At 68.1% G+C, this 24,427-nt stretch carries 23 protein-coding genes; 10 read left to right on the top strand and 13 right to left on the bottom strand.

Features of this window, described 5'->3' with window-relative positions:
- Positions 1–139 precede the first annotated feature (139 nt).
- The gene (gene dapB / locus BKK79_RS13950; RefSeq protein WP_071037896.1) at positions 140–937 is read right to left on the bottom strand and encodes a 4-hydroxy-tetrahydrodipicolinate reductase; all 798 of its coding nucleotides are present in this window, start codon (positions 935–937) and stop codon (positions 140–142) included.
- A 113-nt stretch (positions 938–1,050) separates the two neighbouring features.
- A complete protein-coding gene (locus BKK79_RS13945; protein WP_071015416.1) occupies positions 1,051–1,665 on the bottom strand; it encodes an outer membrane protein assembly factor BamE in 615 nt (204 codons plus the stop codon).
- A gap of 186 nt (positions 1,666–1,851) precedes the next feature.
- Here BKK79_RS13945 and fur point away from each other — a divergent pair, with 186 nt between their 5' ends.
- Positions 1,852–2,283, top strand: a complete 432-nt coding sequence (gene fur, locus BKK79_RS13940) for a ferric iron uptake transcriptional regulator (RefSeq protein ID WP_071015419.1) — start codon at positions 1,852–1,854, stop codon at positions 2,281–2,283.
- A gap of 103 nt (positions 2,284–2,386) precedes the next feature.
- Here the strand turns inward: fur and BKK79_RS13935 are convergent, their stop codons facing one another.
- Entirely contained in the window at positions 2,387–3,367 is a 981-nt protein-coding gene (locus BKK79_RS13935; protein WP_071015421.1) for a LysR family transcriptional regulator, read from the bottom strand.
- A gap of 298 nt (positions 3,368–3,665) precedes the next feature.
- Between BKK79_RS13935 and BKK79_RS13930 the strand changes: the two genes are divergently transcribed.
- The gene (locus BKK79_RS13930; protein ID WP_071015424.1) at positions 3,666–4,268 is read left to right on the top strand and encodes a flavin reductase family protein; all 603 of its coding nucleotides are present in this window, start codon (positions 3,666–3,668) and stop codon (positions 4,266–4,268) included.
- A 94-nt stretch (positions 4,269–4,362) separates the two neighbouring features.
- On the opposite strand, the gene gap is transcribed toward BKK79_RS13930, so the two are convergent.
- Together gap and tkt are read right to left on the bottom strand one after the other, a co-directional pair.
- Positions 4,363–5,361 carry a type I glyceraldehyde-3-phosphate dehydrogenase gene (gap, locus tag BKK79_RS13925; protein WP_071015427.1) on the bottom strand — a complete coding sequence of 333 codons (999 nt, stop codon included), beginning with the start codon at positions 5,359–5,361 and terminating at the stop codon, positions 4,363–4,365.
- Between the two features lie 100 nt (positions 5,362–5,461).
- Positions 5,462–7,495, bottom strand: coding sequence for a transketolase (gene tkt / locus BKK79_RS13920; protein WP_083384145.1), 2,034 nt, complete (start codon positions 7,493–7,495; stop codon positions 5,462–5,464).
- Positions 7,496–7,935: 440 nt separating this feature from the next.
- On the opposite strand from tkt, the gene BKK79_RS13915 reads away from it, so the two are divergent.
- Genes BKK79_RS13915 through BKK79_RS13905 form a run of 3 tightly spaced genes read left to right on the top strand, consistent with a single transcriptional unit; the run spans position 7,936 to position 9,731 of the window.
- On the top strand, positions 7,936–8,358 hold the full coding sequence (locus tag BKK79_RS13915; RefSeq protein WP_071016579.1) for a VOC family protein: 423 nt from the start codon (positions 7,936–7,938) through the stop codon (positions 8,356–8,358).
- Complete coding sequence (locus tag BKK79_RS13910) at positions 8,358–9,098, top strand: 16S rRNA (uracil(1498)-N(3))-methyltransferase (RefSeq protein ID WP_071037895.1); 741 nt, start codon at positions 8,358–8,360, stop codon at positions 9,096–9,098. Before BKK79_RS13915 ends, BKK79_RS13910 begins: the two co-directional genes overlap by 1 nt.
- Positions 9,099–9,140: 42 nt before the next feature.
- Positions 9,141–9,731: a YidB family protein gene (locus BKK79_RS13905; protein WP_071015434.1), complete on the top strand. Its 591-nt coding sequence runs from the start codon at positions 9,141–9,143 to the stop codon at positions 9,729–9,731.
- Between the two features lie 84 nt (positions 9,732–9,815).
- On the opposite strand, the gene BKK79_RS13900 is transcribed toward BKK79_RS13905, so the two are convergent.
- The 3 genes from BKK79_RS13900 to BKK79_RS13890 all read right to left on the bottom strand — a co-directional run bounded on the left by BKK79_RS13900 (position 9,816) and on the right by BKK79_RS13890 (position 13,467).
- Positions 9,816–10,436, bottom strand: coding sequence for a barstar family protein (locus tag BKK79_RS13900; protein WP_071037894.1), 621 nt, complete (start codon positions 10,434–10,436; stop codon positions 9,816–9,818).
- The gene (locus BKK79_RS13895; RefSeq protein WP_071016581.1) at positions 10,433–10,813 is read right to left on the bottom strand and encodes a ribonuclease domain-containing protein; all 381 of its coding nucleotides are present in this window, start codon (positions 10,811–10,813) and stop codon (positions 10,433–10,435) included. The genes BKK79_RS13900 and BKK79_RS13895 overlap by 4 nt, the downstream gene beginning before the upstream one ends.
- Before the next feature lie 329 nt (positions 10,814–11,142).
- On the bottom strand, positions 11,143–13,467 hold the full coding sequence (locus tag BKK79_RS13890; protein ID WP_071015439.1) for an NADP-dependent malic enzyme: 2,325 nt from the start codon (positions 13,465–13,467) through the stop codon (positions 11,143–11,145).
- A 396-nt stretch (positions 13,468–13,863) separates the two neighbouring features.
- Between BKK79_RS13890 and thiL the strand changes: the two genes are divergently transcribed.
- The 3 genes from thiL (at position 13,864) to BKK79_RS13875 (ending at position 16,130) form a co-directional block, all read left to right on the top strand.
- On the top strand, positions 13,864–14,844 hold the full coding sequence (gene thiL, locus BKK79_RS13885; protein WP_071015441.1) for a thiamine-phosphate kinase: 981 nt from the start codon (positions 13,864–13,866) through the stop codon (positions 14,842–14,844).
- A gap of 130 nt (positions 14,845–14,974) precedes the next feature.
- Entirely contained in the window at positions 14,975–15,541 is a 567-nt protein-coding gene (locus tag BKK79_RS13880; RefSeq protein ID WP_071037893.1) for a phosphatidylglycerophosphatase A family protein, read from the top strand.
- A gap of 91 nt (positions 15,542–15,632) precedes the next feature.
- Positions 15,633–16,130, top strand: coding sequence for a CinA family protein (locus BKK79_RS13875; protein WP_071015446.1), 498 nt, complete (start codon positions 15,633–15,635; stop codon positions 16,128–16,130).
- A 27-nt stretch (positions 16,131–16,157) separates the two neighbouring features.
- Here the strand turns inward: BKK79_RS13875 and pyrF are convergent, their stop codons facing one another.
- Positions 16,158–16,976: an orotidine-5'-phosphate decarboxylase gene (gene pyrF, locus BKK79_RS13870; RefSeq protein ID WP_071016583.1), complete on the bottom strand. Its 819-nt coding sequence runs from the start codon at positions 16,974–16,976 to the stop codon at positions 16,158–16,160.
- 191 nt (positions 16,977–17,167) lie between these two features.
- Between pyrF and BKK79_RS13865 the strand changes: the two genes are divergently transcribed.
- Together BKK79_RS13865 and corA are read left to right on the top strand one after the other, a co-directional pair.
- Complete coding sequence (locus tag BKK79_RS13865; RefSeq protein WP_071015449.1) at positions 17,168–18,052, top strand: DMT family transporter; 885 nt, start codon at positions 17,168–17,170, stop codon at positions 18,050–18,052.
- 439 nt (positions 18,053–18,491) lie between these two features.
- On the top strand, positions 18,492–19,454 hold the full coding sequence (corA, locus tag BKK79_RS13860) for a magnesium/cobalt transporter CorA (RefSeq protein ID WP_071015451.1): 963 nt from the start codon (positions 18,492–18,494) through the stop codon (positions 19,452–19,454).
- A gap of 21 nt (positions 19,455–19,475) precedes the next feature.
- Here the strand turns inward: corA and mtgA are convergent, their stop codons facing one another.
- From mtgA to BKK79_RS13840, 4 genes are all read right to left on the bottom strand, one after another.
- A complete protein-coding gene (mtgA, locus tag BKK79_RS13855) occupies positions 19,476–20,177 on the bottom strand; it encodes a monofunctional biosynthetic peptidoglycan transglycosylase (RefSeq protein ID WP_071016585.1) in 702 nt (233 codons plus the stop codon).
- 71 nt (positions 20,178–20,248) lie between these two features.
- Positions 20,249–21,148, bottom strand: a complete 900-nt coding sequence (gene aroE, locus BKK79_RS13850; protein WP_071015453.1) for a shikimate dehydrogenase — start codon at positions 21,146–21,148, stop codon at positions 20,249–20,251.
- Complete coding sequence (locus BKK79_RS13845; protein WP_071015457.1) at positions 21,148–22,017, bottom strand: energy transducer TonB; 870 nt, start codon at positions 22,015–22,017, stop codon at positions 21,148–21,150. Before BKK79_RS13845 ends, aroE begins: the two co-directional genes overlap by 1 nt.
- 251 nt (positions 22,018–22,268) lie before the next feature.
- Positions 22,269–24,383, bottom strand: a complete 2,115-nt coding sequence (locus BKK79_RS13840; RefSeq protein WP_071037892.1) for a ribonuclease catalytic domain-containing protein — start codon at positions 24,381–24,383, stop codon at positions 22,269–22,271.
- Positions 24,384–24,427 lie beyond the last annotated feature (44 nt).

The following is a 24,427-nucleotide window of genomic DNA, read 5'->3' as shown; positions in this document are numbered from 1 at the left end:
GGCGTGCGCGCATGGTGGAAACGTAAGCGGCGGGCGGCCTGGCGGCGCCCGCCTCGATCTGGTGCTGCGAATGCTGCGAATGCGAAAGGCCGATTATAACCGTCGGCCAAGCCACAGCGGCCGGCCGGGGTCCCGCGCCTTACTTCAGGCCCAGCACGTCCTGCATGTCGAACATGCCGCTGGCCTTGTCGGCCAGGAAACGCGCCGCGCGCACCGCACCGTCCGCGTAGGACTGGCGGCTCGACGACTTGTGGCTGATCTCGATGCGCTCGCCGATGCCGGCGAACATGACGGTATGATCGCCGACGATGTCGCCGCCGCGCACGGTGGCGAAACCGATCGAGTCCGGATCGCGCTCGCCGGTGTGGCCTTCGCGCGCGAACACGCCGCAGGTCTTGAGGTCGCGCCCGAGCGCCTTGGCCACCACTTCGCCCATGGCCAGCGCCGTGCCGGAGGGCGCATCGACCTTGAAGCGGTGATGGGCCTCGATGATCTCGATGTCGTAACCGGTCGACAGCAGCCTGGCCGCCACGTCGAGCAGCTTGAAGGTGGCGTTCACGCCCACGCTCATATTGGCGGAAAAGACGATGCCGACGACCTTGGCGGCCTCGGCCAGCGCGGCCTTGCCGGACTCGTCGAAACCTGTCGTGCCCACCACCATCTTGACGCCCAGGCGCTTGGCCACTTCGAGGTGGGCCAGAGTGCCTTCAGGACGGGTGAAATCGATCAGGCAGTCGGCACGCGACAGCACCGCCTCGATGTCGGAGGCGATCTGCACGCCGGTCTGGCGGCCCAGGAAAAGGCCGGCATCCTGGCCCAGCGCGGCCGCGCCCGGCACGTCCAGCGCGCCGGCCAGTTCGACCCCGTCGGTGTTCAGCACATGTTCGATCAGCATGCGGCCCATGCGGCCGGACGCCCCAGCGATAGCGATTTGCATAGCGATATCAGGATGCAAGGAAGATGCCGTCACGCCCCCGCCGCGAAGCGCGCGGCGGACGGGTGGCGGGAAATGGGCGGTGCGGCAGCGCGCCCGCGCCCAGGGAAGACGGCTCAGTTGGCCGGTTTGCCGGCGGCGGCGTCGGCCGACAGCGCGGAAGCGGCGGAGGCGTCCGCCTGCGGCTGTGCCGCGGCAGGTGCAGCCGCCGGGGCGCTGGCGGCGGTCTGCGGCGCGGCCGCCGCCGGCGCGGAAGCGGCGGCTTCGGTACTTTGGCTGAAACTGATCTTGCCGGGGGTCTGCTCCTTCAGTGCCTTCTTCATGCCGTCGATCTCCGCGATCAGCTCGTACTCGGAGGGCAGGTCGTCACCCCCGAACTTGACCAGCTTGTCGCCGTCGAAGAACACCGTGTAGCGGCGCTGCTGCACCACCGGCGTGTTGCCGCGGCGGAACGAGAAGACATAGTCCCAGCGGTCCGTGTGGAAGACATCGGTCAGCAGTGGCGTGCCGAGCAGGAACTTGACCTGGTCGCGCGTCATGCCTTCGTGCAATTGCGCCGCCGCCTCGCGCGAAACGAAGTTGCCCTGGACGATGTTGATCCGGTACGGCGTGATCAGGTTGGTCAGCTTGCGGGAAGTCGTGTCGTAGGTCGAGCAGGCGGCAAGCAGCATCGAGGCCAGCAGCGTGATGGCCAGCGTCGGGCGAACGGCAGACGGAGGGAAAGAACGCATGTGTCTCGCTTCGGGTAACAGGGAAATGTGCCGAATCCGGCGTGCCAGGCCGTCCGGGACGGCCACGTGTGCCGTGGCGCGCATTGCCGCACGGCCAGGGCTGGCGCGGGTACGCCAGGGCGACTTTTGTCGCCAAAACCCTTATGATTCAAGAATCCACACATTGTACTCTAGGGAGTCCAGCCTATGCCGAGTCCGGCGGACCTCAAAAACATCGGCCTCAAAGCAACCGTCCCCCGCCTCAAGATCCTGGAGATCTTCCAGACCAGCGAGGAACGCCACCTGAGCGCGGAAGACGTCTATCGCATCCTGCTGAGCGAGCACATGGACATCGGCCTGGCAACCGTGTACCGGGTGCTGACGCAGTTCGAGCAGGCAGGCCTGCTGTCGCGCAACAACTTCGAGTCCGGCAAGGCCATCTTCGAGTTGAACGAAGGCAAGCACCACGACCATCTGGTGTGCCTGGACTGCGGTCGCGTCGAGGAATTCTTCGACTCGGAAATCGAGCAGCGCCAGCAGAGCATCGCGCGCGAACGGGGCTTCGCGCTGCAGGAACACGCGCTGTCCCTGTACGGCAACTGCACCAAGACCGATTGCCCGCACCGTACCAAGCGCTGACCTTCCCAAGGTAGGAGCGCGGTGCTGGCGGCCGCGCGGATCGCAAGAAAAAACCGGCGCATGACGCCGGTTTTTTCTTAGCCAAGCCAGACGGGCAACCCCTTCAGAGGTCCTGCTCGGCAACCGCCGGCGTGCCCTGCTGCGGCGCCGGCAGGCTCTCGAACTCGCCCACCACCTGGCGGAACAGGCCGCGCGCCCAGACCAGCATCGGATGCGTGTTGCGGCTGCGGTGCCAGAACATATTGAGGCCCAGCGTGGTGTTGATCTCCGCCGGCAGCGGGAAGGCCTTCAGGCCGTAGGTCTCGCAGGCCATGTCCTTGGTCAGGGCGTTGACCGTGAAGATCATGTCCGTCTGCGCTGCCAGTTCTGCCTGCGCACGCCAGGAATGCACAGTCAGCGTGGCATTGCGCTTGAGGCCGCGCTGCTGCAGTGCATAGTCGAGCGGGATCAGCGAGGGCGCGGCACGGCCGGTCGAACCGGATGGCGCCATGAATATGTGGCTGCAATCCAGATACTGGTCGAGCGTGCAGCCGCCCTTCAGCACCGGATGCTGGCTGCGCGCGCAGACCCACAGGTTCAGCGAACTGACCATCTCCTCGACGATTTCCGGATGGCGCGTCGGATACGGCGAGAAAGCCAGGTCCAGCTCGTTCGCTCGCATCGCGGCGATGTCGGCCTCCCAGGAATGGGACTCCACCAGGCGCAGGTGCAGGTCCGGCGCGAGTTGCTTGACGCGCAGCACGAAGCGATTGAAAACCGTGTCGCCAAGTTCGGCGGAAAAACCGATATGCAGCGTACCGGTGGCGATGCCCGGATCGAAATTGTCGGCGTCACCCTCGTTGATCGAGGTCCACAGGTCCAGCATGTCGCGGATTTTCGGCCCCAGTTCCAGGGCGCGTGGCGTCGGCGTGAGGCCGTGCGGCACACGGATGAAAAGCGGATCGTCGAAGATTTCGCGCAGACGACCCAGCGAATGCGAAACCGCTGGCGCCGTCATATGCATCTTTTCGGCGACATAGGTTGCGTTCCGCTTGCTCAGCAGCTCGGTGAAAATCACCAGCAGCTTGGTGTCAACGTTCACCATGGTTGTGCCCGGCTCGGTTCCCTTTTTCCAGATGGCGGCCTCATTTACACGAGCTGCACATCAGATATCAATAAATCAATGTAAACACTGGCAGTGTAAGTTGAATTTTCCACTCCGGAAAGCGGATTTCGCATTCTGAACGTCGAGAAAACCCTGCTTTGGTAGGGATAATATCTTTTCTGTTACGGACATAAGTCTGGAACGGCACCCCGACGCCTGCCGGCGCTGCGCAATATAATGCGCGAAGCGCGGCACGCCAGCCCGGACCGGCAGCCGCCCTCCCTGCCCGACGACCACCATGCCCAGCCACCGCCACCCCGTTGAACTCGCCAAGGCCTACCGACTGTTGAACCATGGCCCCACGGTGCTGGTCAGTGCTGCAGCCGGAGGCCGTCGCAATATCATGGCCGCCGCCTGGGCCATGCCACTCGACTTCGCCCCGCCCAAGGTCGCCGTGGTGCTCGACAAGAGCACGTGGACGCGGGAGCTGCTGGAGGACAGCGGTGAGTTCGCCCTCCAGGTCCCCACGCGCGCCCAGGTCGACCTGACCCAGGCACTCGGTTCGAGCAGCGGGCGCGAACTGGTCGAGCGCGACGGCGCCGACAAGTTCGAAACCTATGGCCTGGCAAGCTTCGCCGTGGCGGAAACCAGCGCGCCGCTGCTGGAGGGCTGCGCGGCCTGGCTGGCCTGCCGCCTGCTGCCCGAGCCCGCCATCCAGCAGCGCTACGACCTGTTCCTGGGGGAAGTCGTGGCGGCCTGGGCGGATGCCCGCGTATTCAGCAAGGGCCGCTGGCATTTCGAAGGGCATGATGCGCTGCGCACCATCCATCATGTGGCCGGCGGACATTTCCTGCTCGACGGTGATGCGATCGATGCGCGTCCCCTGCCCGGCCGGACATGAGTCACGTGCCAGGCACGTCCAACGAAAAACGCGCCCGAGGGCGCGTTTTTCGTTGGACGGCGGCCGCGATGGGCCGCCCCGGGGGCGATGATGCTTACTTCGCCACCACGCGGACCATCTCCAGCACCTTGTTGGAGTAGCCCCACTCATTGTCGTACCAGCTCACGACCTTGATGAAGGTGCCGTCCAGCGCGATACCGGCCTCGGCGTCGAAAATCGAGGTACGGGCGTCACCGCGGAAGTCGGTGGCAACCACCTTGTCCTCGGTGTAGCCCAGCACGCCCTTCAGCGCGCCCTGGCTCTGGGCCTTCATTTCGGCGCAGATCTCGGCGTAGGTCGCGGCCTTGTCCAGCTCGACGGTCAGGTCGACCACCGAGACGTCGGAGGTCGGCACACGGAACGACATGCCGGTCAGCTTCTTGTTCAGCTCGGGGATCACCACGCCAACGGCCTTGGCTGCGCCGGTCGACGACGGGATGATGTTCTCCAGGATGCCGCGGCCGCCGCGCCAGTCCTTGTTGGACGGGCCGTCGACGGTCTTCTGGGTGGCGGTGGCAGCGTGCACGGTGGTCATCAGGCCACGCTTGATGCCCCACTTGTCGTTCAGCACCTTGGCGACCGGCGCCAGGCAGTTGGTGGTGCAGGAGGCGTTCGAGATGATCGCCTCGCCCTTGTAGGTCTTGTCGTTGACGCCGAAGACGAACATCGGGGTGTCGTCCTTCGACGGTGCCGACATGATCACCTTCTTGGCACCCGCATCGATGTGCTTCTGCGCGCCTTCCTTGGTCAGGAAGATGCCGGTGGATTCGACCACCACGTCGGCGCCGATCTCGTCCCACTTCAGTTCAGCCGGATCCTTGACCGCGGTCAGGCGGATCTTCTTGCCATTGACGACCAGGGTGTTGCCCTCGACCGACACCTCGCCGTCGAAGCGGCCGTGCACCGAGTCGTACTTCAGCATGTACGCCAGGTAGTCGGGTTCCAGCAGGTCATTGATGCCGACGACTTCGATGTCGTTGAAGTTGGCGACGGCGGCACGGAACACCATGCGCCCGATACGGCCGAAGCCGTTGATGCCGATCTTGATGGTCATTGTCACTCTCCTGAAATACCTGATCGATGAATGCGACGTGGCCGCCGCGCCTGCCCGGCGGGCGGCGCAGCGGCCGCCCCGGAGGCTCTGCGGCCGCTGATTACGCGAGCGTGGCGCGCACCGTGTCGGCCACGTTTTCCGCCGTGAAACCGAAGTGCTTGAACAGCACGCCGGCCGGCGCGGACTCGCCGAAGGTGTCGATGCCGACCACGGCCTGCACCTGATACTTCCACCAGAAATCGCTCACGCCCGCCTCCACGGCCACGCGCGGCACGCCCGCGGGCAGCACCGAAGCCTTGTAGGCGGCGTCCTGCTTGTCGAACACCGTGGTGGCCGGCACCGACACCACGCGCACGTGCACGCCGTCGATGGCCAGCTGATCGGCGGCGGCGACCGCCAGCGCGACTTCCGAACCCGTGGCCAGGATCACGGCGTCGGGCCGCTTGCTCTTCGGGTTCACGCTGTCGCGCAGCACGTAGCCGCCGCGCGCGATCTGGGCGCGGGTGGCGTCGTCGCGGCGCTGGAACGGCAGGTTCTGGCGACTGAAGATCAGGCAGCTCGGGCCGTCCTCGCGGCGCACCGCGTGAGCCCAGGCCACCGCGGTCTCGGTGGTGTCGGCCGGACGCCAGACATCCATATTGGGGATCAGGCGCAGGCTGGCGACGTGCTCGACCGACTGGTGCGTCGGACCGTCCTCGCCCAGGCCGATGGAATCGTGGGTGAATACGAACAGTGTGCGGATGCGCATCAGCGCCGCCATGCGCAGCGCGTTGCGGCTGTAGTCCGAGAAGGTCAGGAAGGTGCCGCCGTAGGGGATGTAGCCGCCATGCAGCGTGATGCCGTTCATGATCGCGCTCATGCCGAACTCGCGCACACCGTAGTTGATGTGGTTGCCCCAGGCGTCGGCGCGCACGGCCTTGCTGCCGCTCCAGTTGGTCAGGTTCGAGCCGGTCAGGTCGGCAGAGCCGCCGAGGAACTCGGGCAGCACCGGGCCGAAGGCCTCGATGGTGTTCTGGCTGGCCTTGCGGCTGGCAATGGTCTCGGCCTTGTCCTCGCACTTGGCGATGAAGGCTTCCACGGCCGCCTCGAAGGCACCGGGCAGTTCGCCGCGCATGCGGCGCTGGAACTCGCCGGCCTCGTAGGGGAAGCGCTCGGCATAGGCCGCGAACAGGGCGTTCCAGGCCTTCTCCAGCGCCTGGCCGTTGGCCTTGGCGTCCCAGGCCGAATAGACCTCGGCGGGCAGTTCGAACGGCTCGTGGGCCCAGCCCAGCGCCTCGCGCGTAGCCTGGATCTCGGCGCCGCCCAGCGGCGCGCCGTGCACGTCGTGGCCGCCTTCCTTATTGGGCGCGCCCTTGCCGATCACGGTGCGGCAGCAGATCAGGGTCGGCCGGTCGCTGGCCTTGGCCTGGGCGATGGCGGCGTCCACCGCGTCGGTGTCATGGCCGTCGACGGCGCGGATCACGTTCCAGCCATAGGCCTCGAAGCGCTTCGGCGTGTCGTCGGCGAACCAGTGCACGACGTCGCCGTCGATCGAGATGCCGTTGTCGTCCCACAGCGCGATCAGCTTGTTCAGCTTCAGAGTACCCGCCAGCGAGCAAGCCTCGTGGCTGATGCCTTCCATCAGGCAGCCATCGCCAAGGAAGACGAAGGTATGGTGGTTGACGATGTCGAAGCCCGGGCGGTTGAACTCCTCGCCCAGCAGACGTTCGGCCAGCGCCATGCCCACCGCATTGGTGATGCCCTGGCCCAGCGGGCCGGTAGTGGTTTCCACGCCCGGGGTGATCGCATACTCCGGATGGCCGGGGGTCTTGCTGTGCAGCTGGCGGAAGTTCTTCAGTTCCGCGACCGGCAGGTCGTAGCCGGTCAGGTGCAGCAGCGCATACAGCAGCATCGAGCCATGTCCGTTCGACAGCACGAAACGGTCGCGGTCGGCCCACTTCGGATTCGTCGGGTTGTGCTTCAGATGGCGCGCCCACAGCGCTACGGCGATGTCTGCCATCCCCATCGGCATGCCGGGATGGCCGGAATTGGCCTGCTGGACGGCGTCCATGGCGAGCACGCGGATTGCGCTGGCCATCAGCTTGGCGGGCTGAGAAGCGTAGGGACTTGTGGCGGGATGTGCGAGGGCAGACATGCGACGGGAACCTGGCGGGAAAAGCGCGATTTTACCAGAAGGCCGAGGCATTTCCGGGCCTGCCGGGAGCGTTCCCGCCTGCGGCACACCCTGGATGGAATGGCCGGCGCCGGGCCTTGCCGGCGCGCCGGGCGGCGCCACGCGGCCGGCAGCGGCGTGCTCGCCGCACCGCCAGGCGGAAATACCGCAAAGAGCACATTTCAACCGCGTCTCCCGCCTGGGCGGATATGCCGAGCGCAGCAGGTCCCGGACATCCGCACGGATGGCCCCACTGCCGATGGCCGCGCCACGCCGCGCCGCGCCGCCCTGCCGCCCGCGGGCCTGCTTCGACAGCGGCGACGCCAGCGCGTAAGATGCCCACTCGCACCGCGCAAGACGCCCGCCCCGTTCCGGCGTCCGCGCCCGGTTTCCGCTGCACGGAAACGACCACGGAGATGCTCATGACCCGACCGGCCAACACGCCCTGGCTCACCCCCTACCTGACCGTGGCCAATGCCCGCGCTGCCCTGGACTTCTACTCCCGCGCCTTCGGTTTCGCCGCCGGCGACGTGGTCGACGAGAACGGGGTGCCGATCCATGCGGAAATGCGCTACCAGGACGAACTGGTGCTTATGTTCGCGCCGGAAGGCGCCTGGGGCAGCACGGCCCGCTCGCCCCGCTCGCTGGGCGTGGAATGCCCGCAGACCTTCTATGTCTACTGCGACGACGTCGATGCCATGCACGCGCGCGCGGTGGCGGCCGGCGCCACCAGCCTGATGGCGCCGGCCGACCAGTTCTGGGGCGACCGCTACTGCATGGTGGTCGACCCCGACGGCTATCGCTGGGGCTTCGGCAAGCCGCTCGCCAAAGCGGGTGCTGCCTGATGCCGCCCCGCTTCTTCGTCGCCGAGCCGCTGGCGGCCGGCGCCGACCTCGCCTTGCCGGAATCCGTGGTGCGCCACGTCCAGGTGCTGCGCCTCAACCCGGGCGACCCCATCACCCTGTTCGACGGCCGCGGCGGCAGCTACGCGGCCGTACTGCAGGACCTGGGCAAGCGCCAGGCAGTTGCGCGCGTCGGCGCACAGACGCACGACGAGGCCGAGCCCCCGCTGCACGTGACGCTGGCGCAGGGCCTGGCAGGCGGCGACAAGATGGACTGGTTGATCGAAAAGGCGGTCGAACTCGGCGTAGCAGCCGTGCAGCCGCTGCAGGCAGCCCGCAGCGTGGTGCGCCTGGCCGGCGAGCGCGCCGACAAGCGGCGCGCGCACTGGCAGGCCCTGGTCGAGGCGGCGTGCGAGCAGTGTGGACGCAACCGCGTGCCGGCCGTTGCCCCGATCGTGCCGTTCGAGGCCTGGCTGGCCCGGGCCGGCACCGGCGAGCGCCTGCTGCTGACGCCGCGCGCCAGCCAGCCGCTGGTGACGCTGGCCGCACAGCGACGCGAGACCTGGCTGGCCGACGGGCTGACGTTGCTGATCGGCCCGGAAGGCGGGCTCAGCCCGGAAGAAGAGGATGCCGCCCTGCGCGCCGGATTCACCGGCGTGTCACTCGGGCCGCGCATCCTGCGCACCGAAACGGCCGGGCTCGCCTGCCTGGCCGCCTTGAACGCCGTGCTTGGCGGATTCTGACGGCCGCAGGCGGGCCGTCGCTCTCAGTGGAAGGAGTCGATCATGGGACTACTCGATAGCGTGCTGGGCGGAGTGCTGGGGCAACGTGACGCGGCGCAGGCCGGCGGCGGCAATCCCAAGCTGATGCTGGCGCTGGGCTTGCTGGCGATGCTGGCCGCGCGCCACCAGGGCGCCGGCGAGGCGCAGGCCGGCCAGGCGGAAAGCCAGGGCGGGGGCCTGCTCGGCAGCCTGGGGGGCCTGCTGGGCGGCCTGACCGGCGGCAACGGTGCCGCGGCTGGCGGCGCTGGCGCGGGCGGCCTGGGGGATCTCGGCTCACTGCTGGGCGGGCTGCTCGGCGGCCAGGCCGGCGGCGCACCGAGCGAAAGCGCGGCAGCGGGCGGCATCGGCGTGTTGCAGCAGGTGCTCGCGCAGGCCGGCCTCGGTCAGCAGGTGGCGTCCTGGATCGGCACCGGCGCCAACCAGCCCGTCAGCGCTTCCGACCTGAGCAGCGCGCTGGGCCACACCGGCGCACTCGCCTCGCTGGCACAGGCCACCGGCATGTCGACGGACGATGTCGCTGCTCATCTCAGCGAAGGCCTGCCGGAACTGATCGACAAGCTGACGCCGAACGGCCAGGTACCCCCGGCGGCCTGACGGCGGCTCGCCGCCCGCATGCATGAAAACGGCCCGCAGATGCGGGCCGTTCTTCCTTCCGGCTTGCGCCGGTTCAGGCAAAGATCAGGCGAAGGAATAGAAGACGCGGAACTGGACCTTGCGCTCGCCCCAGAATTCGGCCGCGTCGCGGAACACGTCGAGCAGGACCTCGCGTGCTTCCTTGTCGAACTTCTGCGCCACCGGCAAGCCCTCCAGCACGATCACGAAGCCGGGCTGCTGGCCTGCCTTGTAGATCATGTCGGTCAGGCAGTCGGCCAGCGCATCGAAGTTCTTGCCGAAATGCTTGGGGAACAGGAAGGCGGTGGCGATCGTCTCCAGCACTTCCGCCTTGCTCGCGCAGTGCGCGCAGTTGGCATAGAGGAAATGCTGGCCCAGGTCCGCCGCCGCCCTGGCGAGTTCGGGCACGCGGAAGGCTCGGATCGACTGGACGATGTTCGGACGCACCGTCTTGAACAGGTTCATGGCATCCTCGTTGGCGCCCTCGGCGCCGGCCACGGCGCCCGCGGAGGCGGGCGCTGCCGGGGCAGCAGGGGGGAGGTTGTGCGAGAGCTCGGGACGCGGCATCGCCAGCACGTTGTCGTAAAGATTTCGGGCCTGGTTCTGCGCCCGCTGCCAGCCATCTCCGGCGCCGCGCTCTTCGCGGGCGGCAAGGGCGTCGCCCAATCCGAAAATGTCAGTCATCATTTGCTTATCCGTTTGAAGCTGTTGTAGTGGTCTTCCGTGTAGTAGCAATCGTTGGCGGCACGCTGGTCGCCGCCGCAGACGATGCGTTTGGCACCCCGGTTGCGCCCGCCGCTCTTGACCGTGTACTCGCGGTAATAGCCACGCGGCTGCGCCGGCAGGACACGCTCGTAGTTACCGAAGCGGGAGCCGTCCTTGTCATACGGGAACGGTCCACCGGCCTCGATCCGCTCCAGGGTACGCTGTGCTTCCTTGGGCAGTTCCTGCGCGGCGATGGTTCCCACCGCCGTGTCCGGCTGCTGTCGCGCCAGCACCGGCTGGACCAGCAGGCAGGCGGCCAGGGCCAGGCTGCCCGCGAGGCATGCCGCCCGTTTCGCCAGGGACTGCGGTGTCGCGCGCTGCGTCAGAGAATTCTGGGAACCCACTTGGTAGTCTTGGTTGAACCGGCAACCTGCCTGAGGCCCGGACATCGGGGACAGACCGCTCGCCCTGGCCGAGCTTGCAGCAACATCGAGACGCGCATCACGATGCGTATGCATCGAAGGCGTAAGGTTACGCGCATGCGTCCAAATAATCAATCCCTGCGCCAGATGCGGCAGGAATTATTCAATCGTATCAAGATGTTAAATGAAGGTGTGCGCATACTAACCTCCCAAGCGCAGAAACAAAAAAAGCCGGGCGGGCCCGGCTTCGGAAAAGTCAGCGCGACCTAGCGCTTGGCCGCGGCATCGGCCACCACCAGGGCCGTCATGTTGACGATGCGGCGCACCGTCGCCGACGGCGTCAGGATGTGGGCCGGCGCCTTGACACCAAGCAGGATGGGGCCGATCGCCACATTGTTGCCCGCCGCCACCTTCAGCAGGTTGTAGGCGATATTGGCCGAGTCGATGTTCGGGCAGACCAGCAGGTTGGCCTCATCCTTCAGCACGCCGTCCGGCACCAGCGTATTGCGCAGCTTCTCGTCGAGCGCGCAATCGCCGTGCATCTCGCCATCGACCTCCAGGTCCGGCGCGCGCTCGCGCAGGATCGCCAGCGTCTGCCGCATCTTCTGCGCGGACGGGGCCTCGGAGGTGCCGAAGTTGGAATGCGACAGCAGCGCCACCTTGGGCACGATGCCGAAGCGTTTCAGCTCATCGGCCGCCATCAGCGTGATCTCGGCCAGTTCACTGGCGCTCGGATCGATGTTGACGTGCGTGTCGACCAGGAAGATCTGGCGCCCCGGCAGCACCAGTCCGTTCATCGCGGCATAGACCGTATTGGAGCAGCCGAGCACCTGGTCGATGTAGCGCAGGTGGGCGGCGGTGCTGCTGACGGTGCCGCACACCATGCCGTCGGCCTCGCCATTCTTGATCAGCATGGCGCCGATCAGCGTGGTACGGCGGCGCATCTCCAGCTTGGCGTACTGGGGCGTGACGCCCTGGCGCGCCATCATCCGGTAGTAGGACTCGGAATACTCGCGGAAACGCGGATCGTTCTCGGGATTGACGACGGTGAAGTCGATTCCCTCGCGCAGGCGCAGGCCGAAGCGCTCGATGCGATGGGCCAGCACGGCGGGACGGCCGACCAGGATCGGGTTGGCCAGCCGCTCATCGACGATCACCTGCACCGCGCGCAGCACGCGCTCCTCCTCGCCCTCGGCGAAGACGATGCGCTTCTTCTCCGCTTCCAGCTTGCGCGCCGCCGCGTAGATCGGCTTCATCAGCGTACCGGAGTGGTAGACGAACTGCTGCAGTTGCTGGCGGTAGGCATCCATGTCCTCGATCGGGCGCCGGGCGACGCCGGACTGCATGGCCGCCTCGGCCACCGCCGGCGCGATCTTGACGATCAGGCGCGGATCGAAGGGCTTGGGGATCAGGTATTCCGGCCCGAACGACAGGTCCTGGATGCCGTAGGCCGAAGCGACGATGTCGCTCTGCTCCTGGCGCGCCAGGTCGGCCACCGCGTGCGCGACCGCGATTTCCATCTCGCGCGTGATAGTGGTGGCGCCGCAATCGAGTGCGCCGCGGAAGATGAAGGGGAAACACAGGACGTTGTTGACCTGGTTCGGATAGTCGGTGCGGCCGGTGGCGATCACCGCGTCGGGACGCACCTCCTTGACCAGTTCCGGCATGATTTCCGGATTGGGGTTGGCCAGTGCCAGCACCAGCGGCTTGTCGGCCATGCGCTGCACCATGTCCTGCTTGAGCACGCCGGCCGCCGACAGGCCCAGGAAGATGTCGGCCCCGTCGATGACCTCGCCCAGCTTGCGCTTGTCGGTCTTCTGCGCGAAGCGGGCCTTCTCGGGGTCCATCAGCTCGGTACGGCCCGCGTAGACCACGCCGGCCAGATCTGTCACCCAGATGTTCTCGACCGGCAGGCCCAGGTCGACCAGCAGGTCCAGGCAGGCCAGCGCCGCCGCGCCGGCGCCGGAGGCCACCAGCTTGACCTTGGCGATGTCCTTGCCGACCACCTTCAGGCCGTTGATCACCGCGGCGCCGACCACGATGGCAGTGCCGTGCTGGTCGTCGTGGAAGACGGGGATCTTCATGCGCTCGCGCAGCGTACGCTCCACGTAGAAGCACTCCGGCGCCTTGATGTCTTCCAGGTTGATGCCGCCGAAGGTCGGCTCCAGCGAGGCGATGATGTCGACCAGCTTTTCAGGGTCCTTCTCGTCGATCTCGATGTCGAAGACGTCGATGCCGGCGAACTTCTTGAACAGCCCGGCCTTGCCTTCCATCACCGGCTTGGAGGCGGTCGGGCCGATATCGCCCAGGCCCAGCACGGCGGTACCGTTGGTCACCACGCCGACCAGGTTGCCGCGCGCGGTGTAGCGGAAGGAATTGGCGGGATCGGCGACGATCTCCTCGCAGGCGGCGGCCACGCCGGGCGAATAGGCCAGCGCCAGGTCGCGCTGGTTGGATAGCGGCTTGGTCGGCGTGACCGAGATCTTGCCCGGGGTGGGAAACTCGTGGTACTCGAGCGCGGCTTTGCGCAGCGCCTCGCGTTGCTGCTGCTTGAGCTCGTCTTGGGACGTGGGCTGCTGGGAACTGGTCATCGGCGCGTCTTCCGGTCAGCGGAGCCTGGATGGTGAGGACGAGGCGACGGGCCGGCTCCACCCGCCCGCGCCTCCTGCCCGTGCCTGCCACCGGGCCGCCGGCCGCCGCTGCGCATGGTCTGCCAGGGCGCCCGCTTCGCTTGAATCGGAGCGGGAATTTTATATTGTGAAATATTATTTCACAATCAGCATTTCCCACGAGTCGCCATTGCGATTCGGTACAATCTGGCCACCTGCCATGTGGCATGCGCCAGGCGCCGCGGGCGCCCCTGGCGCGTAGCATGGCTGCCTGCCGACGATAGTCCTTTTTAGTCCTTTTGCGGCTGTCGCGCTGCGATTTCCGCTGCGGCGCGCCCCTCTCGCCGGCCGCCTTCCCACCACCGGTCCAGATCCACCATGTCCGACGCCGCCAGCGCCCCGCTCTCCGAATTCGAGCTGATCCGACGCTATTTCACCCGCCCCGCGCAGAAGGCGGCACTGGGCGTCGGCGACGACTGCGCCCTGCTCGAGGCACGGCCGGGCCATCTGCTCGCGATCAGTACGGACATGCTGGTCAGCGGGCGGCATTTCTTCCCCGACGTGTCGCCTGAGGCCCTGGGCCACAAGGCGCTGGCGGTCAACCTGTCCGACCTCGCCGCCATGGGCGCCGAGCCGCGCGCCTTCACCCTGGCGCTGGCGCTGCCCGAGGCCGACCCCGACTGGCTGGCCGGGCTGGCGCGCGGCATGCTGGCCCTGGCCGACGCCCACGGCTGCGAGCTGATCGGCGGCGACACCACGCGCGGGCCGCTCAACCTGTGCCTGACCGTGTTCGGCGACGTACCGCCCCAGGCAGCGCTGCGCCGCGACGCTGCCCGCGCCGGCGACGACATCTGGGTGTCCGGCACGCTCGGCGACGCGCGCCTGGCCCTGGGCGACTGCCGCGGCGAATGGCTGCTGCCCGAGCCGGAATTCACGCAGGTGCGCGAGCGCATGGAACGGCCCACGCCGCGCGTCGCGCTCGGCCTGGCGCTGCGCGGTGTCGCCCATGCCGCACTCGATATTTCCGACGGATTGCTGGGTGACCTCGGCCACATCCTCGAGCGCTCGCAAGTGGGCGCCCTGGTCGATGTCGATGCACTGCCCCGTTCCACGGTACTGGCGCAGCAGCCGGCCGACCTGCAGCTCGAATGCCTGCTGGCCGGCGGCGACGACTACGAGCTCTGCTTCACCGCCCCGGCCGGCGCGCGCGACGCGGTGCGCGCCATCGGCAGGCGCCTCGAGCTGCCCCTGGCGCGCGCCGGCTCGATCACCGCCGAGCCCGGACTGCGCCTGGTCAACCGCTGGGGCAGCCCGATCGCTTATGCGGGCAGGAGCTTCGATCATTTCGCGCCGGGCTGAAGCCCGGCATGCGGCGCCCGGCCAACTGGCACGCGGACGGCCGCCGTGCCATGATGCGGGACGTGCCGCCGGTGGCGGCGCCAGCTGCCGCAAGACACCATAAGACAAGAACCAGACGAGCCAAGCCTTGATGTCCGCCAATCCGTCAGGACCCGCGCCCCGCGATCCTGCCATGACCCTCGACGCCGGCCAGACCGCCAAAGTGATGCGTCCGACCGCCCGCTTCATGCTGTCCCACCCCGCCCACCTGATCGCGATGGGCTTCGGTTCGGGACTGTCCCCGGTCAGCCCGGGCACCGTGGGCACGCTGTACGGATGGCTGTCCTACGTCGTCATTTCGATGTGGGTCCAGCCCTTCACCTGGCTGTGGCTGATTGCCGGCGGCTTCGTGCTGGGCCTGTGGGCCTGCAACCGCACGGCCCGGGACATGGGCGTGCACGACCACGGCAGCATGGTCTGGGACGAGATCGTCGCCATCTGGCTGGTGCTGGCCTTCGTCACGCCGACCAGCTTCTGGGGCCAGTTCGCCGCCTTCCTGTGGTTCCGCCTGTTCGACATCGCCAAACCCGCCCCGATCGGCCACTACGACCGCAGCCTCAAGGGTCCCGGCCTGCGCGGCGCCTTCGGCGTCATGTTCGACGACGTGCTGGCTGCCTTCTATACGCTGCTGGTGTTCGCCATCTGGCGCTCGATCTAGAGGATCCACACGCGCGACGCCCCCCTGCTACCGGCCGCCAAGCCCAGCCAACGCCTCTCTACGCTACTCAACGCCTTCCCGTCTTCCGACCATGCCCGTCAGCCGCCTGCTCGAACAACTCGCCATCCAGGCAGGAACCGTCCTCGCCGATCGCTCGCTGATGCTCGCCACCGCCGAGTCCTGCACCGGCGGCCTGGTGGCGGCGGCCGTCACAGACATCTCCGGCTCGTCGGGCTGGTTTGAGCGCGGCTTCGTCACCTACTCGAACGAGGCCAAGACGACCATGCTGGGCGTGCCGGCCAAGCTGATCCGCGAACACGGCGCGGTCAGCGAGGAAGTCGCGCGGGCGATGGTGGACGGGGCGCTGCTCAACAGCCGTGCCCAGGTGGCCCTGTCGATTACCGGCGTGGCCGGGCCGAACGGCGGCACGCCGGAAAAGCCGGTGGGCATGGTCTGCTTCGGCTGGAGCAACCGCGTCACCACCATCGTGGAAACCCAGCGCTTGCGCGGCGACCGGGCCCAGGTACGCCGCCAGGCCGCCGAGCACGCGCTGCGCGGCCTGATCGAGCTGGTGCGCAGCGAGGCCTGAGCCGCGCCGGCCGGGCCGGCGCGGCCCTCAGCCGTGGCGGTAGCGGTTGATGGTATCGCGCGTCTGCTGCGCGACCGCACGCGCGGCGCTGGCGAAGTCCTTCTCGCGGCTGGCATACAGGATGGCGCGCGAAGAATTGATCATCATGCCGGTACCGTCGGCGGTGCGGCCCGCCTTGACGGTGGCCTCGATATCGCCGCCCTGGGCGCCGATGCCCGGAATCAGCAGCGGCATATCGCCCACGATCTCACGCACCTTGGCGATCTCGTTGGGGAAGGTGGCGCCTACCACCAGGCCCATCTGACCATTGGTATTCCAACGCTCGCGCGCGGACTCGGCCACGATCTGGTAGACCGGCTTGCCGTCCACCTGCAGGAACTGCACGTCGGAGCCGCCGGCATTGGAGGTGCGGCACAGCACGATCACGCCGCGCTCCGGGTAGGCCAGGTAGGGCTGCATCGAATCGAAGCCCATGTAGGGACTGACCGTGACCGCATCAGCCTGGTAGCGCTCGAAGGCCTCGCTGGCGTAGTGTTCGGCGGTGGAGCCGATGTCGCCGCGCTTGGCATCGAGGACCACCGGGATGCCGGGGTGGGCGTCATGGATATAGTGGATCAGCTGCTCGAGCTGGTCCTCGGCGCGCTGGGAATGGAAGTAGGCGATCTGCGGCTTGAAGGCACAGACCAGGTCGGCCGTGGCGTCGACGATCTCGCGGCAGAAGGCGAAGATGGCGCCACCGGTGCCGGTCAGGGAAAGCGGCAGCTTGCCCGGATCCGGATCGAGGCCGACGCACAGCAGGGAATCATTGCGCCGCCACGCTGCGGCGAGCTGCTCGGTGAAGGTCATGGAATGCTCGGTGTCCTGGTTGGCCGGCGGCTGCGCCGGCCGGTTGGCCGCTGGGCGGCGCCGGGGCGCGCCCGTTCCTGCGGCATCGATGCTCATGGCGGGATTTTACCCGCTGCGTGCTATCGTTTCGCGTCTCCTCGCATACAAAGCGTAGCGCGCGCCGGCCTGCTGCGCATCCCCCCTTTGCGCTCATGACCCTCGACCGCCGCGGCCTCGTCCTGCTCGTCCTGCTCACCGTCGCCTGGGGCGTCAACTGGCCGGTCATGAAACTGGGCGTGGCGCATTTCCCGCCGCTGGCCTTCCGCCTGCTGTGCATGGCCGGCGGCGTGGTGGCACTGGGCCTGGCCCTGCGGCTGCGCGGGGAGTCCCTGCGGCTGCCGCGGCGGGACTGGGGCCCGGTGCTGCGCCTGGCCCTGCCCAATATGGTGATCTGGCACCTGTTCGCGATCTGCGCGGTCAAGCTGCTGTCGTCCGGGCGCGCCGCCATCCTCGGCTACACCATGCCGATCTGGGCGGTGCTGTGGGGCCTGCTGCTGTTCCGCGACCGTCTGGCCGCCCCGGCCTGGGCCGGCATTGCCTGCGCGCTGTCGGGCATCGCCCTGCTGCTGTCGGGCGAGCTGGCCACGCTGACGGGCAGCCCGGCCGGCACCCTGCTGATGCTGCTCGCCGCGGCCGGCTGGGGCTACGGCACCCAACTGATGAAGCGCAGCACCCTGGCGCTGCCGGTCGGCGTGCTGACCTTCTGGATGCTGGTCTGCACCCTGCCCTTCCTGCTCGCCGGCACCCTGCTGCTCGAGAGCGGCTGGCGCCTGCCCGATGCCGTCGAATGGGCCGCCATCGCCTACAACGCGGTGGTCGTGTTCGCCTATTGCCACCTCGTCTGGTTTTCGCTGGCGCGCTCGCTGCCGCCCGCCGTGTCCAGCCTGTCGGTGATGTTCATCCCCGTGGTCGGCGTCTTCTCCGGCATGTGGATGCTGGGCGAGCAGCCGCACTGGCAGGACTACGCCGCCGTGGCGCTGATGCTGGCCGCGCTGGCCTCGGTACTGCTGGTGCCGCTGCTCGGCACGCGTCGCTGAAGCCGGCTCCGACGCCACCGCCTACGCACCAAGATTTCACTTAACAAGCCCCCATGCGTTGGGCTACACTCGCGCCCATCCATAATCCCGGAGAGATTACGTGGGCAGTAGCATCGGGTGTTCGAGCCGTCGTGGCAAGGCCGCGGCAGGCACGGATGCCATGTCACTGCGGGCTGCGTAACGACCGTCGCCGGAGCGCGCGCTCCGCCCGGTCGCCCTTGGCCCGCAGCACGCTGCGGGCGAGCGGCATCCGTCCCCGGCAGGCCTCGCACAGGTGCGACGCCGCCCCGGGACCTCACCTCCCCCCGACCGCCGGCCTGACCGGCAAACGCCATCGCCTTGCGCGATGCCGGCGCCGCCGGCATGCACAGCGCGATCACGCTTGCCAGCCGAATCTGCTCGCGCCTGTCTTGGCCGAACGCAACGAGGAACCCCAGGGATGATCAATCTGTTCGTCCTGCAGAAAGGCCGGCTCGCACAGGAGCAGGTCGACGACCGCAACGAACTGCTGCAGCACAAGCCCATCTGGATCGATGTCGTCAATCCGGACGACGAGGAACTCGCCTGGATCAAGGAAGCCTACGGCGTGGCCCTGCCCGAGCTCGAGGATCTCGGCGACCTGGAAGCCTCGGCACGCTACTTCGAAGGCGAGGACGGCCACCTGCATATCCGTACCGACTTCCTGCTCGACGAGGAAGATGCCTCGCACAACGTGCGCGTGGCCTTCGTGCTGACGCGCGACGTCCTCTTCTCCATCCATGACGAGGACCTGCCGGTGTTCCGCCTGGTGCGCCTGCGCGCCCGCATGCGCCCGGGCTCGGTGCGCAATGCCAAGGACGTGCTGATGGACCTGTACGCGACCGACGCCGAGTACTCGGCCGACTCGATCGAGGAGGTCTACGAGCGGCTGGAAGAGGCCAGCCGGCGCGTGCTGGCGGAGAACGTGACCGATGCCGCCGCCGCCGACGTGCTGGAAACCATTGCGCGCGAGGAAGACCTGAACGGGCGCATCCGCCGCAACGTGATGGACACCCGCCGCGCCGTCTCCTTCCTGATGCGCAGCCAGCTGCTGTCGGCCGAGCAGCAGGACGAGGCGCGCCAGATCCTGCGCGACATCGACTCCATCGAGAACCACACGGCCTTCCTGTTCGACAAGATCAACTTCCTGCTGGATGCCACCGTCGGCTTCATCAATATCAACCAGAACAAGATCATCAAGCTGTTCTCGGTGGTGTCGGTGGCACTGATGCCGCCCACCCTGATCGCCAGCATCTATGGCATGAACTTCAAGATCATGCCGGAGATCGACTGGTCGCTCGGCTATCCCTGGGCCATCGCCCTGATGGCCGTGTCCGCCGCGGTGCCGCTGGTGTATTTCCGCCGCAAGGGCTGGCTGAGCTGAACGGCACGCCCGGCGCGGCGCTCAGTCCGGCAGCGTGGCGGCGCCCATGCGGCGCGCGATGATGCCGGCCTTGGCCTTGAAGTTGACGCGCACATTGGCGCAGTATTGCGTCTTGTCGAAGCACTTGGGCGCCGGCAGCGCCGCCGCCAGCCGGGCGGCCTGGCCCACGCTCAGCCGCGCCGCGCTGGTCTTGAAGTAGTGCTGGGCCGCGGCCTCGGCGCCGAACACCCCCTCGCCCCACTCCACCGAGTTCAGGTAGATCTCGAAGATGCGCTGCTTGTCGAGCCAGAACTCGAGCATCCAGGCGATGGCCAGTTCCTGGCCCTTGCGCAGGTAGTGCTGCTCCGGCGACAGGAACAGGTTCTTGGCCAGTTGCTGGGTGATGGTGGAGCCGCCGCGCACGATGTGGCCGCGCTGCTTGTTGCGCTCCCAGGCATTGAGCATGGCGTCGAGCTCGTAGCCGGGATGGTTGACGAAGTCGGCGTCCTCGCTGGCGATCACCGCGCGCTTGAGGTTGCGCGAGATATCGTCGTAGGACACCCAGCGGCGCTCGATGCCACAGCCCCACAGCCTGGCGCCGCAGAGCCGCCAGCGCTCGGCGCGCATGAAGCTGGTGCTCGACGGATTGAGAACCTGCCAGGCCGCGATCTGGCAGAAGAAATAGAGCTGCATGACCAGCACGCCGGCCAGCAGGCAGCCGGCCAGGTAAGCCAGCCAGCGCAGCGGATGCATGGGGTGCCGGCCGGCGGCCGGCGGGCGGGCGCGGCGCAAGGCCACGGCGGGCTCCGGTCCGCTCAGCGGCCGGCTTCGGCGCGCAGCGCCGCGCGCAGCTCGGCCAGCACCGGCGCGGTGCGCGGGCGCACGCCGCGCCAGTTGTAGAAGGCCTCGGCAGCCTGCTCGACCAGCATGCCCAGGCCGTCGCTGACACGTGCCCCGCAGCGCTCGGCAAAGCGCAGGAAGACCGTGGGTTCGGCGCCGTACATCATGTCGTAGGCCAGCACGCCCTCGCCCAGCATCCACTCGGGCACCGGCGGCACCTCGCCGTGCAGGCTGCTGGACGAGGCGTTGATGACGATCTCGCAACCCTCGTCCTCGGCCAGCGCTTCCAGCGCATCCAGGCCGCCGCCCCACAGCTCGACGCCGTACTGGTCCGCCGCCTCGACGAATTCTTCCAGCATGTCGCTGGCCCGCGCCGCGGTACGGTTGGCCACCACGATGCGCGACGGCCGGCACTCGATCAGCGGCAGCATGGCGCCCATGGCCGCGCCGCCGGCGCCCAGCAGCAGCACGCGCCGGCCTTCGAGCAGCACGTCGAGGTTGTCCTGGATATCGCGCACCAGGCCCACGCCGTCGGTGTTGTCGCCATGCAGCAGGCCGTCTTCCTGCCACATGGTGTTGACCGCGCCGGCGGCTTCGGCGCGCTCCGTCAGGCGGTCGGCCAGGTCGTAGGCCTCGAGCTTGAAGGGCACGGTCACATTGAAGCCGTGGCCGCCCTGGGCGAGAAAATCGCGCACGGTCGCGGCGAAGCCGTCCAGCGGGGCTTCGAGCCGGTCGTAGGCGATCGCCTCGCCGGTCTGCCGGGCAAAGGCGGCATGGATGGCGGGCGAGCGGCTGTGCGCGACGGGGTTGCCGATCACCACATAGCGATCGGGGGTCTGGCCGGATGCGGCCGGATCTTGCGGGGAGCTTGTCATCAGCGTGCCTGCAGCCGGGTTTCCAGCCCGCTGCGCGAAAACTTGAAGGTGGAAATGACTTCCAGGATGTCCTGGCGCGCCTGCATCTGCGGCGTGAAGGCGCCGAACGGCGCGGCGGCGCGCACGATGGCCACGGCCTGGCGGTCCAGCGCTGGATCGCCCGAGCTCTTGACCACGTCGACCGCCTCGACATTGTAGCCGTCGCGGTTGTAGCCGAGCCGGCCGGCCCGGTTGACGTTGATCACCAGGATCAGCTGCCCGTACAGCGGCTTGCCGTTGCGCTGGGGAAAGTCTGCAGTACCGCGCGCCTCGATCCTGTGGCGCAGCCGGTCATAGTATTGCGCGTAATCGACCTCCTGCGCGCTGGTGGCGGTCAGCTGGAAGCGCTTGGGCCGCTTGGCGTAGTGGTCGAGGTTGCGGCCGATCTCGGCCTCGAGCTTGGCCATCTCGTCCAGCGAGGTGCGCTCGTCCTGGCCGCGCAGGGTATCGTCGGCCGGATTGTCGCCCGGCTTCAGCGGCTGGCTGCGCAGCGCGGGCGCGGGCTGGCGCGACTGCGTCATCAAGCGCCGCTGTTCGTCTTCGAGCTGCGTCACGCGCCGCTGCATCTGCCGCAGCAGGTCGCCGTCGCGCGCCTCGGTCTGCGACGGCAGCGGCGTGGTGGCGCGCTGGGTCTCGTGCTCGCCGCCGCCATCGAGGTTGGCCTGCGCCAGCACGGTGGGCTTGTGCGGCCGCTCGGCCGACTTGGCGTTGACCAGCACCACGTCCAGCGCGGCATCGGCACGCTTGATCTCGAATACGTCCGGCGCCGCCACGCGCACGGTCAGCAGCAGCGCGTGCGCGGCCAGCGAGATGGCCAGCGCTCGCGTCATCGCGCTGCTGGCGTTCCACCACTGGCGGGGAGCGAGGACGGCTTTCACGATGGCAGGCGAGGCAGCGGTGCGGAAACGAGGCGAAGACGCAGTGGATACGGCGGCAAGGAACAGCCGCGGAAACGGGAGCGAAGACAGGGCAGCGATGCAGGGCGGCCATCCGGTGCCCTGCATGCGGTGGCGCCGACATCACGCGCCATCCGCTTCGATCCGTCCGGCATTGTAAGGGAGTGCCGGACCTTTGCCATGCCTCAGGCGCCGCTGCCGGCGCCGGTGTCGCGCGCGCCCGACGCCTCGCCGGCCGGAGCCCCGTCGGCATCCGCCGACGGTTGCGCAGACGGCTCCGCCACCTGCTCTGCCGCCTGTTCTGCTGCGTCCTCGGCCGCGGCTTCGGCAGCCGCCTCGGCCGACACTTCCGAGGCCTCCTCGTCGAGCTCCAGCATCTCGTCGGTCAGGTCGACATCGCCGGCGAAGACCTCCTGCACACGGCACGACACCTCGAGCGACAGTTCGTCGGTGGAAGCGATCTCCAGCATCACCTGGGTGCCGCGCGCCGCCTGCATCAGCTCGGGTACGCGCGCCACCAGCGGGATGTCGGCGAAGCGGACCGCGCCATCCTTCAGCACCGAAGCCATCATGCGCTGGCGCTTCTCCTGCTCCAGCCAGCGCAGGCACCAGTAGCGCTCCATGGTCGACTGGTGGTCGGCGTAGGCGGCGTAGGTCCCTTCGAAGTCCGCCACGGCGGCCAGCAGGTCGGCATCCTTGGGCTTGAACGGCGCCACCAGCTTGGCGACACCGCCGTGCTGTGCCACCGCGATGATCTGCCACTGGTTGACCAGGTCGACATAGCGGCGCAGCGGCGAGGTGCTCCAGGCGTACTGGGCCACACCCAGGCCCTCGTGCGGCGCCGGATAGGTCTGCATGCGGGTGCGATGCATGCCCCAGGCCTTCTGCGTGCGGTAGATGCCCGGCACGCCGTGGTCGGCCAGCAGCTTGCCCCAGGTGCTGTTGGCCAGGATCATCAGCTCGGCCACGATCTTGTCCAGGGGCGAGCCGCGCCGGCGCTGCTCGATGCGCACGCGTTCGCCGCCACCTTCGAGCTGGTCGATATAGAAGCTGTAGTCGGCGCGGTTGTGCACCTCCGGGCGCAGGCCGCTGGCCAGGCGTGCCTTCTGGCGCTCGTCGTACAGGTAGCCGGCGAACTGCCACAGCTTGGCCAGTTCGTCACGGAAGGGATAGTCGCCGGAACCCTCGGCCAGCGCCTGTTCGGTCACCACGTCTTCGAGCAGGTTGTGGCGCAGATTGGCCGCGATCGGCACCAGCTCGGCGCGCGTCTCGCTGCCCAGGATCATCGGCAGGCTCGGATCGACGGTCACGTACAGCGACAGGGCCGGGCACTGCCGGCCTTCCTGCAGCGTGTAGCGCTCGACCACCGCGTCCGGCAGCATGGTGATCTTGTCACCGGGGAAATAGACCGTGGACAGGCGCTGGCGCGCGATCGCGTCGAGCGCGTCGCCCCGGCGGATGCCCAGGCCTGGCGCGGCGATGTGGATGCCCACGCGCAGCTTGCCGTCCGGCAGCGTGACCACCGACAGCGCGTCGTCGATCTCGGTGGTGGTGACGTCGTCGATCGAGAAGGCCTGCACGTCGGCCACCGGCAGGTCGGCCGGCGGCTCGGACACGTCGACGGCGGGAAAGCCGATGCCCTTGGGGAAGCATTCCGCCAGGAACTTGGCCTCGTGCAGCGCACGCGCGCTCTCCACGCCGCCGCATTCCAGCATCAGGCGCATCGGCGTCATGCCCAGCGCGGTGCAGGCGGCGTCCATCGCCTTGTATTCCAGGCTGTTCTTGTCCGGCTTGAACAGCAAGCCCATCACCTTGCCGCGGAAGGCCTCCGGCAACTGGCGCGCCTTCAGCTGCGCCTCGTACTCGGCCTGCACCAGTGCCTGCTGGCGCTTGCGCTCGAGCGCCGCCAGCGCCGCCTTGAGCTGGTCTTCCGGGGCGCGCAGGTAGCGGCCGCGGCCCTTGCGGCGGAAATAGACGGGACTGCCGTGCAGCGCCATGGCCAGCGCGGCCTGCTGCACCGGACCGGCCTCCGCCCCGTAGTACTCGGCCGCCAGCTCGGCGAAGCCGAATTCCTCTTCCGGTGCGCATTCCCACAGGAAATCGAGGTCGGTCTCGGCCACCAGCGCCTCGGTCTGGCGCATCAGTTCGGCGGCCGACGGCTGGGCGAACTGCAGCAGCACATCGCGGGACTTGACCTTGGTGCGCTTGCCGGCAGGCAGCTCCACCTGGTAGGCCTCGCCCTGCTGGCTCAGTACGGTGCCGGCGCGGATCTCGCCGCCTTCTTCGAACAGCAACTGCATGGATACGGGTCTTTCTGAAATGCCGGGCGCTCCGCCGCTGGCGC

This window comes from Cupriavidus sp. USMAA2-4 (assembly GCF_001854305.1).
GTDB classification, from domain to species: domain Bacteria; phylum Pseudomonadota; class Gammaproteobacteria; order Burkholderiales; family Burkholderiaceae; genus Cupriavidus; species Cupriavidus malaysiensis.
The sequence above is the reverse complement of the archived record's forward strand: the minus strand, read 5'-3'. Positions and strand labels throughout refer to the sequence as shown.